This is a genomic window from Nonomuraea basaltis (assembly GCF_005893125.1).
Lineage (GTDB): Bacteria > Actinomycetota > Actinomycetes > Streptosporangiales > Streptosporangiaceae > Nonomuraea > Nonomuraea basaltis.
Genome location: NZ_VCJS01000282.1, coordinates 1 through 14543, shown reverse-complemented (window position 1 = coordinate 14543; position 14543 = coordinate 1). Strand labels below are relative to the sequence as shown.

The following is a 14543-nucleotide window of genomic DNA, read 5'->3' as shown; positions in this document are numbered from 1 at the left end:
CGCCCGTCACCACCACCGCCCCCCTGCCGGGCGAGCGCACCGTGTCCCCATCCGCGGTCCCGGGCGCGACGTTCGAGATCAAGACACCGTCCCGCCTCGGCGCCCCGCGAAGCACCACCGTCGCCGACAACGGCAGGGTGGTGTCGATGTTCTGGCCCGGTGGCATCAGGTTCGACCAGTTCGACGGCGCCGTGGACCCGTACTTCTTCAAGCAGCTCGGACCGCCGGGCCCCGACTACGTCGACGTCGGCCCGCACCAGGCGTGGTGGATCCCGGGGGAGCACCCGCTCGGCTACCTCACGCGTGCGGACGGCACCCCGGTGCCGCTGCGCCAGGCGGCCGCCACCCTCATCTGGCAGCAGGACGGAGTGAACTACCGGCTGGAGGGTGTCCGGACCAAGGAGCAGGCCGTCAAGATCGCCGCGTCACTCCAATGAGCCCGTCAGCCAGTCGTCCACGCCCTTGAGCAGCTCCTTGCGCACGGGCTCCGGGGCGGCCGACGAGCGTACGGACTGGCGCGCCAGCTCGGCCACCTCGGCGTCGCTGAAGCCGTAGACGTCCCTGGCCAGCTCGTACTGCCGCAGCAGTCGCGTGCCGAACAGCAGCGGGTCGTCGGCTCCCAGCGCGATCGGCACGCCCGCGTCGAACAGCCGCCGCACCGGCACGTCGGCGGCCCGCTCGGCCACCCCGAGCCCCACGTTCGAGGTCGGGCAGATCTCGCAGCAGATCTGCCGGTCGGCCAGCCGATGCATCAGCCACTCGTCCTCCGCCGCCCGCACCCCGTGCCCGACCCGGTCCGCGCCCAGGTCGTCCACGCATTGCGCGATGCTGCGCGGCCCCATCAGCTCGCCCCCGTGCGGCACGGCCAGCAGCCCGCCCCGCTTGGCGATCCTGAACGCCCGCTCGAAGTCCCTGGCCTGGCCCCGGCGCTCGTCGTTGGACAGCCCGAACCCGACCACGCCCCGGCCGGCGTATTGGATGGCCAGCCTGGCCAGCGTGTTCGCGTCGAGCGGATGCCTGGTCCTGTTCGCCGCCACGACCACCGCGATGGCGACCCCGGCGTGCTCGGCCGCCTGCCGCACAGCGTCCAGCATCAGCTCCAGCGTGGCCGTCAGCCCGCCGAAGCGGTGCGCGTACCCCGAGGGGTCCACCTGGATCTCCAGCCACCGCGACCCGGCCGCCACCTCGTCCTCGGCCGTCTCGCGCAGCAGCCGGTAGACGTGCTCGGGCCGGGTCAGCACGGACCTGGCGATGTCGTACAGCCGCTGGAACCTGAACCACCCGCGCTCGTCGGTGGCCCGCAGCTTGGGCGGCCAGTCCTCCTCCAGCGCGTCGGGCAGATGCAGACCCTGGTCCCTGGCCAGCTCGATCAGCGTGGTGTGCCGCATGGAGCCGGTGAAGTGCAGATGGAGATGTGCTTTGGGAAGCGCGACTAGGGGCCGTGGCATTTGCTTATCTTGCCACTCAACCTGGAGACGGGTTCGCGCGTTGGGGAGGGCGAGGCCTCCGGGCGGTCGAGTGAACGCGCGGTATGGACGGACCCGAACGGGGGATCAACGATTCGTGATCCCTGAGGCGCGGAACACCGGGCAGGCATGGCGCGCGGCGGTCGCGGCGCTGGCGTTGGCGGTCACGGCGTTCATCATCCACGCGATCTTCACCTCGGGGTTCGGGCGCCCTCCGCGTCCTGCTGTGGAGACGCCCGAGCCCGTCGCCGCGGCCACGCCGCCGGCCGGTCGTACCGATCCATTCCAGCCGGACGGCGGCGCCGATCCCTCGCAGCCGGGTGGCGGGGCGCCGTCGAAGAGCGGGCCGAGCGCGGCCGCCGAGCCCGCCCGCGTCGTGGTCCCGCAGACCGCCACCCTCGCGGTGATCTCCGACGACTTCTGGCTCACCTACCTGCCCCGAGGGCTCGAACGCAGCGGCGGGGGAGTGATCCAGCCCGAGCCCGGGGTCGAAGGCGGATGGGCCAGGTTCGGCTCCGCGGACAGGTTCGTCGAGGCACAGGTCGAGCACGGCGTCGTGGCCGCCGACTGGCAGAGCTACCGCTCCCGCGTCACCGTGCTGGACGCCCGCGACACCACCGTACGCGGCAAGCCCGCCGTCGTCGGCAGGCACCCGAGCGGCGGCCGCCTGATCGTCTGGCTGGAACGCGTGGGCACCGGCGCCTGGATCAGGGTCAGTGAATCTCTCGGCAAGGAACTGGTCGCAGTTGCCGCCTCGGTCAAGGCTCCTGTAGGAGACTGAGACCCTTTCCCTGTCCCTTACCCCGGGTATCCACTTCCCCGGGTATCCACACACGTCATGGGGGGTCGATGCGGCGTCTGGCGGCGGTGCTCCTCGTGTTCGCGCTCTCCGGCTGCGGCGGCGGTGACGGCGTGCCGAAATCCCGCGCCACCGCCACCGCCAGTGCCGACGCCACGCCGCCGGCCGAACCGGCCACGGGTGAGACCCTCTCGCTGTCCTGCGGCACCACCAAGGTGCGGCTCCCGGCGATGCCCGCGAACCTGACCCGGGCGGGCTCGTTCGCCCGGCTGCACTCGCTCACCCGCCCGCTCGACGTCAAGGGCATGATCTGGCGCGAGAACGACGAGCAGCTGTACGTCGGCGTGGTGTGCGGCGTGCGCACCGCCGAGCAGTTCGTCACGCTGGTCGCCAGGTCGACGCTGACGGCGTACAAGGGCAGGCCGGCGCTGCGCTGGAACACGCGGAGCGGCCTGCGCAACTTCATGTGGCTGGAGCGGCCGGGCACCGCGGTCTACATCGGCGCGACACCCGGCCTCTCCCCTCAGATCAGGCGCATCGCCGCCGGGGTGAGTTAGGAACGGGCCTCGGCCAGGAGCTTGCTCAGGCGGCTGACGCCCTCGGCCAGGTCGTCGTCGCCCAGCGCGTACGACAGCCGGAAGTAGCCCGGCGTGCCGAACGCCTCCCCTGGCACCACCGCCACCTCGGCCTCCTCCAGGATCAGCTCGGCCAGCTCACTGGACGACTGGGGACGCCGGCCCCGCAGCTCCTTGCCGATCAGGTCCTTGACCGACGGGTACGCGTAGAACGCCCCCTTCGGCTCGGGGCAGAACACGCCCGGGATCTCGTTGAGCAGCCGCACCATCGTCTGGCGGCGCCGGTCGAACGCCGTGCGCATCTCGGCCACCGCCGACAGGTCGCCGGAGACCGCGGCCAGCGCCGCCATCTGCGCGACGTTGGAGACGTTGGAGGTGGCGTGCGACTGCAGGTTGGTGGCGGCCTTGACCACGTCGGCCGGGCCGATCAGCCAGCCCACGCGCCAGCCGGTCATCGCGTACGTCTTGGCCACGCCGTTGACGATCACGACCCGGTCGCCCAGCTCGGGGACGGCCGTGGCGATGCTGGTGAACTCGGCGTCGCCGTACACGAGGTGCTCGTAGATCTCGTCGGTGACGACCCACAGCCCGTGCTCGGCCGCCCAGCGGCCGATCGCCACCGTCTGCTCGCGCGAGTAGACGGCGCCCGTCGGGTTCGACGGCGAGACGAACAGCAGCACCTTCGTCCGCTCCGTGCGCGCCGCCTCCAGCTCCTCGACGCCCGCGAGGTAGCCGGTGGACTCGTCGGTCACGACGTCGACCTGCACGCCCCCGGCCAGCTTGATCGCCTCGGGGTAGGTCGTCCAGTAGGGGGCCACGACGAGGACCTCGTCGCCCGGGTCGAGCAGCGTCGCGAACGCTTCGTACACGGCCTGCTTGCCGCCGTTGGTGACCAGCACCTGCGACGGCTCGGCGGCGTAGCCGGAGTCGCGCCGCGTCTTGGCGGCGATGGCCTGCTTGAGCTCGGGCAGCCCGCCCGCCGGGGTGTACTTGTGGAAGCGCGGGTCGCGGGCCGCCTCGATCGCCGCCTCGACGATGTAGCCGGGCGTCGGGAAGTCGGGCTCGCCCGCGCCGAAGCCGATGACGGGCCGCCCGGCCGCCTTCATCGCCTTCGCCTTGGCGTCCACGGCGAGCGTTGCGGACTCGGAAATCGCGGAAATTCTTGCGGAGATGCGAGGTCGGGTGGACATGCCTCCATCGTCCCATGCGGTCGTGACCTGGGCGATCAGGTTTCGGTTCGACGTGCCGGGCATTCCCCCGTATGCTTTCGCCTGGTCCTTCCGCCGCATGTCGGTGCGCGGTTCGGTCCAGGCAGTGAGTCGATCAGGGTAGTCTGGTTGACGACATAGGGCACTGGCGCAATTGGTAGCGCACCGGTCTCCAAAACCGGCGGTTGGGGGTTCGAGTCCCTCGTGCCCTGCGAGTGCGGTCCGCGCAAGATAGGCGTGTAAGCGCGCCGCAAAACTGCGTTGGATACGACGAATCAGGTGAGGACTGTGGCGATCGACACGCGCGGCGAGACCGCAGAACAGCCCAGTGGTGACAAGAAGGCGCGCACTTCACCTGCCCTTTTCTACCGGCAGGTCGTCGGCGAGCTTCGTAAGGTCATCTGGCCGACACGCAAAGATCTCATCACCTATACCACGGTCGTTCTGATATTCGTTCTGATCATGGTTGCTATCGTGTACGGGCTTGACGCCGCTCTGGGATGGGCGGTCCTCCGCGTCTTCGGCGGATCCTGACCCGGACGCCGTAGGTGCGCCTGACGGAGTTGCCAATCGATACGAGCGAAACGATGAGACGAAAGAGGAAGAGTCACCGTGTCCGAGTCTTCAGTTCCGGCGGAGGAGTCCCGCGACGAGTGGGGCGACGAGCTGGAAGAGGCCACTGAGGAGGCCGCCGAGGCGGCTCTCGAAGAGGCCGAGGTCGCGGAGAGCGACGAGGCAGCCGATGTCGAGGCTTCCGCCGTCGAGGACGGTTCGGTTCTTCCCGACGTCGACCCCATCGAGGAGTTCAAGACCTCGCTGCGCGGCCTGCCAGGTGAGTGGTACGTCATCCACTCCTACGCCGGTTACGAGAACCGCGTGAAGTCCAACATCGAGAGCCGCAACGTGTCGCTCAACATGGAGGACTACATCTACCAGGTCGAGGTGCCGACGCACACCGTCCAGGAGTTCAAGAGCGGTAAGAAGGTGCCGGTCAAGGAGCGCGTGCTGCCCGGCTATGTGCTGGTGCGCATGGAGCTGACCGACGAGTCCTGGGCCGCTGTGCGCAACACGCCTGGCGTGACCGGCTTCGTCGGTCTGTCCAACAAGCCGAGCCCGCTCAGCCTCGACGAGGTCGCCAAGCTGCTGGCGCCCGAGCCGAGCGAGGAAACCAAGAAGGCGGCGGCCAAGACGACGGCGGGTCCGACGGTCGAGTTCGAGATCGGCGAGTCCGTCACGGTCATGGACGGCCCGTTCGCCACCCTGCCGGCCTCGGTGAGCGAGATCAGCCCCGAGTCGCAGAAGCTCAAGGTGCTCGTCTCGATCTTCGGCCGCGAGACCCCGGTCGAGCTGTCGTTCAACCAGGTCTCGAAGATCTAGGACGATCACATACACTTAGACGTTCGGCTGGCCGTCTCTCGCGAAGGGCGGCCTTCCGACATGTCAGGGCCGCATCCGCAGTCCTGACAGGCATCGCAATCAGGACCCGGAGAAGGACGAATGCCTCCGAAGAAGAAAATCGCCGCACTGGTGAAGGTCCAGCTTCCCGCTGGCCAGGCCACCCCGGCGCCGCCCGTGGGTACCGCGCTCGGTCCCCACGGCGTCAACATCATGGACTTCGTCAAGCAGTACAACGCCGCGACGGAGTCCCAGCGGGGCAACATCATCCCCGTTGAGATCACCATTTTCGAAGACCGCAGCTTCACCTTCATCACGAAGACGCCGCCGGCGCCCGAGCTGATCAAGAAGGCCCTCGGTCTCGACAAGGGCAGCGCGGTCCCGCACCGCGACAAGGTCGGCAAGCTGAGCCGCGAGCAGCTGCGCAGCATCGCCGAGACCAAGATGCCCGACCTCAACGCCAACGACATCGAGGCGGCCGAGAAGATCATCGCCGGCACCGCCCGGTCGATGGGCATCACCGTCGCCGAGTAACACTTTCCGAACCGCTCAGGGGCTCCAGCGAAGCCCCTCGTGGGAGGGCCCGGCGACACCGGGACCCGCGTACCACTCAGGAGTAAAAGACATGAAGCGCAGCAAGGCGCACAAAGACGCGGCGGCCAAGTTCGACCGCGACAAGCTCTACTCGCCCGTCGAGGCGGCGAAGCTCGCCAAGGAGACGTCGACCACCAAGTTCGACGCCACCGTCGAGGTCGCGCTGCGGCTGGGCGTCGACCCTCGCAAGGCCGACCAGATCGTGCGCGGCACGGTCAACCTCCCGCACGGCACCGGTAAGACCGCCCGGGTCCTGGTCTTCGCGACCGGTGACCGTGCCGAGGCGGCCCGCGAGGCGGGCGCCGACATCGTCGGCGCCGACGAGCTGATCAACGAGATCTCCAAGGGCAACCGCCTCAACGAGTTCGACGCCGTCGTGGCCACGCCGGACATGATGGGCAAGGTCGGCCGCCTGGGCCGCGTGCTCGGTCCGCGCGGTCTCATGCCCAACCCGAAGACCGGCACCGTGACGCCCGACGTCGTCAAGGCCGTGACGGAGATCAAGGGCGGCAAGATCGAGTTCCGTACCGACCGGCAGGCCAACCTGCACTTCATCATCGGCAAGACGTCGTTCGCCGAGCGCCAGCTCCTGGAGAACTACGCCGCCGCCCTTGACGAGGTGCTGCGTCTCAAGCCGTCGGCGGCCAAGGGCCGCTACCTGAAGAAGGTCACCTTCTCCACGACGATGGGCCCGGGCGTTCCGGTCGACCCCAACGTCACCCGTGGCATCACCGGCGACCTGGCTGAGTAGGTTTTGTGAAGAGCCCCGCCTGGTTTCTCAGGCGGGGCTCTTTTTATTTTCCTTTCCTGTACGGCAAGCCGTGGCGACCGCCACCCGCCGCACGGGCTCGCATTCGCGCCTTGGAGTCCTTCGCCGACGGCGACGGCGTGTGACGATGCCTGTTACCGGTGCGACGGATTGTTGAGAACGTGTGCAGACTGTGGGGGATAACCCTGGGTTTTCCCCTAAATATGCGGGGAAGTCGCTACGGCGCCGGAACTCAAACGTAGGGTCTAGACATGCTGAAGCGCACGATAAGTCTCGCCGCGGCCGGAGCCGCGCTCGTCGTGGCCGCGGTTGCCGGTTGTGGCACGAATGTCCAGCCCATCCAGGTCAATTTGGCGGCCTCTGAGGTGCTGGCGCAGGCCGCGCAGAAGACGGCGCAGGTCACCAGCTACACGGTCGACGCCGTGGTGAACGCGACGCACTCCCAGCAGGGCGACGGCCGGGTGCAGGGGCGCATGCTCTACCAGAGCAAGCCCGAGCTCGCCGTGGACCTCACCCTGGACACCGTCGACATGGGCGAAAGGAGCCTGCCGGGCGGTGTGCGAGCCGTGCTGCTGGGCGACACCGTCTACGTCAAGGTCGAGGCCCTCAAGGACCTCCTGGGCGCCACGAAGCCGTGGATAAAGGTCCCCCTCGCCGAGATGGGCGACTCCGCCCAGGTGAACCAGTACCTGACCCAGATCCAGCAGTTCGATCTCGCCAACGTGACCAAGCTGGTCACGGCCTCGCAGGACGTCAAGTCGGCCGGCAACGAGAGCGTCAACGGCGAGGACACCACCCACTACAGCGGCACCTTCCCGGTCGACGCGGCCGTACAGCAGCTGCCTGCCGACAAGCAGGAGCAGGCCCGTACGAACCTCGCCGAGCTCAAGGACGTCAAGTTCGACATCTGGGTGGCCGCCGACGGCCTGCCCCGCAAGCTCGCGCTGAGCGGCCAGAAGGAAGGCGCCACGCTCGACGCGACCCTGTTCTTCAAGGGCTTCAACGAGCCCGTGACCATCGAGGCCCCGCCCGCCGACCAGGTGGGTGACCTGCCCAAGGGCACGACCAACTGAGAGCGATTTGGAAACTCGGCGCCCAGCACGTAGTCTGGGCGTTGCCAAAGACCGCTGGTCGTCGTCGGGTGCTCAAAACCCGGCGGCCGAAGGATCCACTCATGTGGACGACCCGCGCAGGTGTGATGCGAGTTTCCCACATGGTTGATCCGTGTGTGCGAGCCCCGTGTGCGCCCTGCGCCCGGGGCCGTTCTCATTTTCATGGCCCTTCGCCGGCGGCACATCTGGAAGGAGGCCCATGGCGAGGGCGGATAAGGCGACAGCGGTTGCCGAGCTCAAGAACGAGTTCGAAGGCAGCGCTGCCGCCGTTCTGACCGAGTACCGCGGTCTCACCGTTGCTCAGCTCAAGGAGCTGCGCACCTCTCTCGGTGAGAATGCGAAGTTCGCCGTGGCGAAGAACACCCTGACCAAGATCGCCGCCAATCAGGCCGGCGTGACGGGTCTGGACGACCTGCTGATCGGCCCGACCGCCGTTGCCTTCGTCAAGGGCGACGTCGTCGAGGCGGCCAAGGGTCTGCGTGACTTCGCCAAGGCCAATCCCCTTCTGGTGATCAAGGGCGGTGTCCTCGAGGGCAAGACGCTCGACGCCACCGAGATCACCAAGCTCGCCGACCTCGAGTCCCGCGAGGTCCTCCTCGCGAAGCTTGCCGGTGCGCTCAAGGCGAAGCAGAGCGCTGCTGCCGCGACGTTCGCCGCGCTGCCCACGCAAATGGCTCGGCTGGTCGACGCCCTGCGCGCGAAGCGCGAAGAGGCGGGCGAGTAATACCGGGGGTTGCCGCATACCGCGGTCCCGTTCCTAGTTTTCTGCAAGTCCTAAACGTAAGGAAACCATCATGGCGAAGCTCAGCACCGACGAGCTGCTCGACACGTTCAAGGAGATGACCCTCCTCGAGCTGTCCGAGTTCGTGAAGCAGTTCGAAGAGGTCTTCGACGTCAAGGCCGCCGCCCCCGTCGCGGTCGCCGCCGGCCCTGCCGGCCCTGCCGAGGCTGCCGTCGTTGAGGAGCAGGACGAGTTCGACGTCATCCTCGAGGCCGCCGGCGACAAGAAGATCCAGGTCATCAAGGAGATCCGCGCCCTCACGTCCCTGGGCCTCAAGGAGGCCAAGGACCTGGTGGACGGCGCTCCGAAGAACGTCTTCGACGGCAAGGTCAACAAGGAGCAGGCGGAGAAGGCCAAGGGTGCCCTCGAGGGCGCCGGCGCCACCGTGACCGTGAAGTAACTTCCCACTTCACGCTCAACGCTCAACGAAAGAGGCGGACGTACCCTGGTGCCGGGTGCGCCGCCTCTTTTCGCATGTCAGGACCCGTTCCGGAGGCCTGCTCCCGGGATCCGCGGCAGTCGCGCCGTCGAGCATCCGCACCGGTACGCACACACTGGCGAGGCGACTCACGCGGCACGGTGGGCTGTCGGCCGACGGGGCGGGGCCGCTTAGAAGATTCTCATGCTCGTTTCATCGCCCCGCCAACCGGCTTGCCTAGCGTGCCGGATGTGGTTACCGAAGCGAAATCTCGATGGGCGCCGGCCGCCCTGCTCGTAGGCACCGGCGTGCTCTATATCTGGGGCCTGGGAGCTTCCGGATGGGCCAATTCCTACTACTCGGCGGCCGTGCAGGCCGGCAGCCAGAGCTGGACGGCGTTCTTCTTCGGGGCCTCCGACGCCGCGAACGCGATCACCGTCGACAAGACTCCTGCCTCGTTGTGGCCGATGGCGCTCAGCGTGCGGCTGTTCGGGCTGAACTCGTGGGCCATTCTCGTTCCCCAGGCGCTGATGGGCGTCGGCGCCGTGGCCATGGTCTACGCCTCCGTACGCAGGCTGTTCACCCCCTGGGCGGGCCTGCTGGCCGGGGCCGTCATGGCGCTCACGCCCGTGGCCGTGCTGATGTTCCGGTTCAACAACCCCGACGCGCTGCTGGTGCTGCTGCTGAGCGTGGCCGCCTATGGCGTGATACGCGCCCAGGAGCGCGGCGCCACCCGGTGGCTGGTGCTGGCGGGGGCGGCGATCGGGTTCGCGTTCCTGGCCAAGATGCTGCAGGCGTTCCTCGTGCTGCCGGGGTTCGCGCTGGTCTATCTCGTGACGGCGCCGGTGGTCTTCTGGCGGCGGGTCCGGCAGCTGCTGCTCGCCGGGGCCGCCATGGTGGTCGCCGCCGGGTGGTGGCTGGTGGCGGTGGCGATGGTGCCCACCTCGGAGCGGCCGTACATCGGGGGCTCCCAGACCAACAGCGTGCTGGAGCTGGCGCTCGGCTACAACGGCATCGGCCGGCTCAACGGCGAGGACTACGGCGGGCTGGGCAACCTCAACCAGCAGGCCGGATGGCTGCGGATGTTCGACACCGAGGCGGGCGGCCAGATCTCCTGGCTGCTGCCGGCGGCGCTGGTGCTGCTGGTCGCGGTCACCTGGCTCACTCGGCGGGCGCCCCGCGTCGATCCGGTCCGCGCCGCCGTCTGGGTGTGGGGAAGCTGGCTGATCGTGACCGGGCTGATCTTCAGCCTCATGCAGGGCATCTTCCACGCCTACTACACCGTGGCGCTGGCTCCGGCCATCGCGGCGCTGGTCGGCATGGGGGTCGCCGTGCTGTGGGAGCGTGGGGCACGACGGCTCCTCGCGGTGCTCACGGCGGGCACGGCCGTGTGGTCCTACGTGCTGCTGTCCCGCAGCGACGACTGGAACTCGTGGCTGGGCATCGCCGTGCTTGTGGCGGGCCTGGGGGCCGCGCTGGCGCTGCTCCTCACGCGCCGCGTCCTGGCCGTGGTCGCGCTCGCCCTGGCGGCGTGCCTGGCGGGACCGGCGGCGTACGCCGTGGACACCGCCACATCGGCGCACACAGGCGCCATCCCGACGGCCGGCCCCTCCACCGGCGGCGGATTCGGCAGACCCTCCGCCGGCGGATTCCAACGCCCTGACGGAGGCGGCCAGGCCGTCCCCCGGCCGCCCACCGGACGGCTGGGCGGCGACGGCACCGGGCAGGGGGGCGGTGTGACCGGCCGTGGCGGGATGGGCCGTGGCGGCATGGGCGGCCTGCTCAACGCCGGCACCCCCGCCGCCGAGCTGACCGCGCTGCTCAAGGACGACACCTCCACCTACACGTGGGTCGCGGCAACCGTCGGCTCCAACAACGCGGCCGGCTACCAACTCGCCGGCGGCTGGCCGGTCATGGCGGTGGGCGGCTTCAACGGCACCGACCCCGCGCCGACGCTGGAGCAGTTCAAGCAGTACGTGGCCGAGAAGAAGATCCACTACTTCCTCGGCACCGGAATGGGCGGCTTCGGCGGGCGCAGCACGGGTGGCAGCGGCGAGGCCGCCGACATCGCCACCTGGGTCCAGGAGACCTTCCCCAGCACCACCGTCGGCGGCACTGCTGTCTTCGACCTCACCCAGAGCTGACGGGATCGCCGCATGCCCTGCCCGAGCTACTCCGTCTCCACGCCGACTCGATCAGCCGAGCCCGGCTTCGGGCTCCCGACTTGCGATTCCGGCGGAGCGTGGATTCGCTGATGACGGCGATCATGCTCGGCGTGACGACGTCGAGCATCGACTGCTGGAGCTCGAGGAGCTGCGCGAGGTGCCGCAGGAGGAGATCGCGTGGGACCTGCGCCAAGCCTGCGAACGCTTACTGGACCAGAAGTCTCATAACCGGCGGGTAACAAGTTATTGGATCAGGTTCCAATTCAGTGGAACGCCGCTACGGTGATGGCATCTGGCGGTAAAGTTTGCTCCACGTTATCCCCTGAATACTCCCTGCAATCGGGAAGGTGGCCAGTGGGCGTCGAAGTCGTCGTAGACGGACTCACCAAGTCGTTCGGGCGCCAGGTCATCTGGGAGGACGTCTCCCTCACGCTGCCCGCCGGCGAGATCTCGGTGCTGCTCGGCCCGTCCGGCACCGGCAAGTCGGTCTTCCTCAAGACGCTGGTCGGCCTGCTGCGACCCGACCGCGGCCACATCTGGATCGACGGCTACGACCTGGCCAACTGCGACGAGAGCAAGCTGTACGAGCTGCGCAGGCTGTTCGGCGTGCTGTTCCAGGACGGCGCGCTGTTCGGCTCGCTCAACCTCTACGACAACATCGCCTTCCCGCTGCGCGAGCACACCAAGAAGACCGAGTCCCAGATCCGCCAGATCGTGATGGAGAAGATGGAGCTGGTCGGCCTGCTCGGCGCGGAGCGGAAGCTGCCAGGGGAGATCTCGGGCGGCATGCGCAAGCGGGCGGGGCTGGCCAGGGCGCTGGTGCTCGATCCGGAGATCATCCTGTTCGACGAGCCAGACTCCGGCCTCGACCCGGTGCGGACGGCGTACCTCAACCAGCTGATCGTCGATCTCAACGCCGAGGTCGAGGCGACGTTCCTGATCGTGACGCACGACATCAACACCGCCCGTACGGTCCCCGACAGCATCGGGCTGCTCTTCAGGCGCGAGCTGATCATGTTCGGTCCGCGCGAGATGCTGCTGTCGAGTGACGAGCCGGTGGTGCGGCAGTTCCTCAACGCCAGGAGGCACGGCCCGATCGGCATGTCGGAGGAGAAGGACATCTCCGAGCTGGAGGCCGAGGCCCAGCTGGGGCACGATCCCGGCGCGCTGCCGCCGATCCCGCCGCAGCTCATGCCGACCGGCAACCGGATCCGCCGCACCCAGCAGCCGCCCGGCACCTGGCTGGCGGCCAACGGCGTGATCCCGCCGCAGGGTTCGTTCGTGGACGAGCGCGGCCGCAACTGGCTGGAGGAATATCCGCGCCTGGTCAACGCCCACCTCCACGGCATCGGGTAGGGCGCTGCGGCCAGGCGTGGGGAGGCCGGTCGAGAGCGGAGCGGGCATGCTGCTCCGGTACGCCGAGGAAGCGCGTCCCCAGCCCATCGCGCCTCCTTGGAGACCGGAAGGCCGTGTTCGGCGCTCAGCGAGCGCCTGAGAGCCTTCTAGGGGCATTTGCGGGAGATCTGGATGCCTTGACCGCTTTGTCCGTGGGGTGAGCGTCTCCCACGGTGCCTCGTCCCGCGGGCCGTTGGACGTCTCCAGCCGTGCTCCAGACCCGTTCCTTACCGCCTCCGTCGTTTCGGGGACTCCAGGGAGGGGGGCCGCGTTATGATCCGGCGACCGGGGCCTGGGAAGGGGTGAGCAGACGTGGCGGGACTCGCCGTTCGGCCCGCTCGCATCCTGATCACGGCGCTCAGCGGGGTGCTGGCGGTGCTCGTCGGCACGGGTGTGTGGATCGCCGCGCAGGCGCGCGACGAGCAGGGCAGGGCAGGCGACAAGGAGGCCGCGCTGCTGGCGGCGGGAGCACACGCCAAGAACCTGATCTCGCTGGACTACCGGACCGTCGACGCCGACCTGCAGCGCATTCTCGACACCTCCACCGGGGCGGCCAGGGCCGAGTACGCCGCCACCGCGGACAAGCTCAAGTCCACCACGGTCAAGAGCAAGGTCGTCCAGCACGGCGTCCTGCGCGCCACGGGGCTCGTCTCGCTGGCGGACGCCACGGCCAAGGCGCTGGTCGTGGCCGATGTGGAGATCCGCTGGGACGGCTCCAAGAGCGCGCCGGAGGAGCGGTACTACCGGTGGTCGATGGACCTGCGGAAGGCCGGCGGCGTCTGGAGGGTGTCGAAGGCGGTGCAGGTGCTGTGAGGACCTTCATGATTGCCCTGCTGGGCGTCCTCGTGGCCGTGGGCGGCGTGCTGGTGCCGACGATGTGGTTCAACCTGCGCGACCTGCGCGACGCCGACGCGGCCGGCGTCGAGGCCATGGCCGCGGCCAAGCGGGTGGCGCCCGATCTGCTCTCTTACGACTACCGCACCGTTGGGGAGGACCTGGCGCGGGCCGGCGCGCACACCACCGGCGAGCTGACCAGGCACTACAAGGAGCTGGCCACGAGCCTGGCCTCCAAGGCAAAGGAACAGAAGATCGTGCAGACCGTCGCCGTGGCGGGTGCCGCGGTCGAACGGGCCGAGCCCGGCCGCGTAGAGGTTCTGCTCTTCGTGAACACTGGTACGGTCAAGGAGATCCCCGGTAAAGCCCAGCCCCAGCAACAGTTCACCCCGAACCGCGCAAGGTTCGTCATGGTGCGGCAAGACTCACGCTGGCTGGTGGCCGACCTGTCGACTCTGCTGGGGACCGCCTGACGCCCCGAACCGCCGCGGGCGCGCCGCTTCTTTCAATTGTTACTAAAAATCTGGTTTAGCGCAGCCTTTGATAGGGGTACACCGGTCACAGCTACACCGGTTGTCGGCATGGGTTCGACCCCTGGTGTGACGGAGCGTTAACCGCCCCCGTTCGCGGGTATCGTCTTGGGCCTGGCGGTAGGCGACCGGTTACACAGGGGAGAAAACCCAGCGTCGGGGCCCTGAGTCGGCTAAAAGTCGGGCTTGTGGGCTTGACGTTTTCGCCTGAACGGGCGATGCTGCGACCAACGTGAAGCATGCAGCGAGAGCGAAGTGGACAGGCGTGTGCCGTTCGGCTACACTGCCCCTTTGCGCTGCCCTTTGACGACCCGCGATGCTTGCTCACGTTGCGAGGTTGTCTGGCGTGCGTGTAGTCAGTCCGCCGCGAGCCCTCGGAAGGACATCTGTTGGCAGCCTCGCGCAACGCCTCCGCCGTACCCGCTGGTCCCAGTCGCGTCTCATTCGCGCGCATTCAGGAGCGCCTCGAAGTTCCTGACCTCCTTGCCCTGCAGACCGAGTC

At 68.5% G+C, this 14543-nt stretch carries 16 protein-coding genes and 1 tRNA gene; 15 read left to right on the top strand and 2 right to left on the bottom strand.

Annotated elements, in window-relative coordinates; genetic code table 11:
* Positions 1-437: hypothetical protein (locus EJK15_RS60725; RefSeq protein WP_206061954.1), on the top strand; the 437-nt coding region annotated here is incomplete at its 5' end.
* Here the strand turns inward: EJK15_RS60725 and EJK15_RS60720 are convergent.
* The gene (locus tag EJK15_RS60720) at positions 426-1448 is read right to left on the bottom strand and encodes an adenosine deaminase (protein WP_138719461.1); all 1023 of its coding nucleotides are present in this window, start codon (positions 1446-1448) and stop codon (positions 426-428) included. The two genes, EJK15_RS60725 and EJK15_RS60720, sit on opposite strands and share 12 nt — an antisense overlap.
* Positions 1449-1563: 115 nt before the next feature.
* Here EJK15_RS60720 and EJK15_RS60715 point away from each other — a divergent pair, with 115 nt between their 5' ends.
* Positions 1564-2247 (top strand): hypothetical protein, encoded by a 684-nt coding sequence (locus EJK15_RS60715; protein ID WP_138719460.1) that lies wholly within the window; start codon positions 1564-1566, stop codon positions 2245-2247.
* A 68-nt stretch (positions 2248-2315) separates the two neighbouring features.
* Complete coding sequence (locus EJK15_RS60710) at positions 2316-2822, top strand: hypothetical protein (RefSeq protein ID WP_138719459.1); 507 nt, start codon at positions 2316-2318, stop codon at positions 2820-2822.
* Here EJK15_RS60710 and EJK15_RS60705 read toward each other — a convergent pair.
* Positions 2819-4030: a pyridoxal phosphate-dependent aminotransferase gene (locus EJK15_RS60705; RefSeq protein WP_138719458.1), complete on the bottom strand. Its 1212-nt coding sequence runs from the start codon at positions 4028-4030 to the stop codon at positions 2819-2821. The genes EJK15_RS60710 and EJK15_RS60705 overlap by 4 nt on opposite strands.
* Positions 4031-4187: 157 nt before the next feature.
* Between EJK15_RS60705 and EJK15_RS60700 the strand changes: the two genes are divergently transcribed.
* From EJK15_RS60700 to EJK15_RS60645, 12 genes are all read left to right on the top strand, one after another.
* Positions 4188-4260 (top strand) — tRNA-Trp (locus EJK15_RS60700).
* A gap of 76 nt (positions 4261-4336) precedes the next feature.
* Positions 4337-4582, top strand: coding sequence for a preprotein translocase subunit SecE (secE, locus tag EJK15_RS60695; protein WP_138719457.1), 246 nt, complete (start codon positions 4337-4339; stop codon positions 4580-4582).
* 78 nt (positions 4583-4660) lie between these two features.
* Complete coding sequence (gene nusG / locus EJK15_RS60690; RefSeq protein ID WP_138719456.1) at positions 4661-5425, top strand: transcription termination/antitermination protein NusG; 765 nt, start codon at positions 4661-4663, stop codon at positions 5423-5425.
* A gap of 120 nt (positions 5426-5545) precedes the next feature.
* Positions 5546-5977, top strand: a complete 432-nt coding sequence (gene rplK / locus EJK15_RS60685) for a 50S ribosomal protein L11 (RefSeq protein WP_138719455.1) — start codon at positions 5546-5548, stop codon at positions 5975-5977.
* A gap of 91 nt (positions 5978-6068) precedes the next feature.
* Positions 6069-6788: a 50S ribosomal protein L1 gene (rplA, locus tag EJK15_RS60680; protein ID WP_138719454.1), complete on the top strand. Its 720-nt coding sequence runs from the start codon at positions 6069-6071 to the stop codon at positions 6786-6788.
* A gap of 269 nt (positions 6789-7057) precedes the next feature.
* Positions 7058-7879 carry an SCO4651 family lipoprotein gene (locus EJK15_RS60675; RefSeq protein WP_240777934.1) on the top strand — a complete coding sequence of 274 codons (822 nt, stop codon included), beginning with the start codon at positions 7058-7060 and terminating at the stop codon, positions 7877-7879.
* Positions 7880-8117: 238 nt separating this feature from the next.
* Positions 8118-8642 carry a 50S ribosomal protein L10 gene (gene rplJ / locus EJK15_RS60670; RefSeq protein ID WP_138719453.1) on the top strand — a complete coding sequence of 175 codons (525 nt, stop codon included), beginning with the start codon at positions 8118-8120 and terminating at the stop codon, positions 8640-8642.
* 70 nt (positions 8643-8712) lie between these two features.
* Complete coding sequence (rplL, locus tag EJK15_RS60665) at positions 8713-9099, top strand: 50S ribosomal protein L7/L12 (RefSeq protein ID WP_138719452.1); 387 nt, start codon at positions 8713-8715, stop codon at positions 9097-9099.
* Positions 9100-9368: 269 nt separating this feature from the next.
* Positions 9369-11261 carry an ArnT family glycosyltransferase gene (locus EJK15_RS60660; protein WP_240777933.1) on the top strand — a complete coding sequence of 631 codons (1893 nt, stop codon included), beginning with the start codon at positions 9369-9371 and terminating at the stop codon, positions 11259-11261.
* 375 nt (positions 11262-11636) lie between these two features.
* Positions 11637-12638, top strand: a complete 1002-nt coding sequence (locus EJK15_RS60655; protein WP_138719450.1) for an ABC transporter ATP-binding protein — start codon at positions 11637-11639, stop codon at positions 12636-12638.
* 351 nt (positions 12639-12989) lie between these two features.
* The gene (locus EJK15_RS60650) at positions 12990-13490 is read left to right on the top strand and encodes a hypothetical protein (RefSeq protein ID WP_138719449.1); all 501 of its coding nucleotides are present in this window, start codon (positions 12990-12992) and stop codon (positions 13488-13490) included.
* Positions 13491-13498: 8 nt separating this feature from the next.
* Positions 13499-13984 carry a hypothetical protein gene (locus tag EJK15_RS60645; protein WP_138719448.1) on the top strand — a complete coding sequence of 162 codons (486 nt, stop codon included), beginning with the start codon at positions 13499-13501 and terminating at the stop codon, positions 13982-13984.
* The last annotated feature ends 559 nt before the right edge of the window (positions 13985-14543 follow it).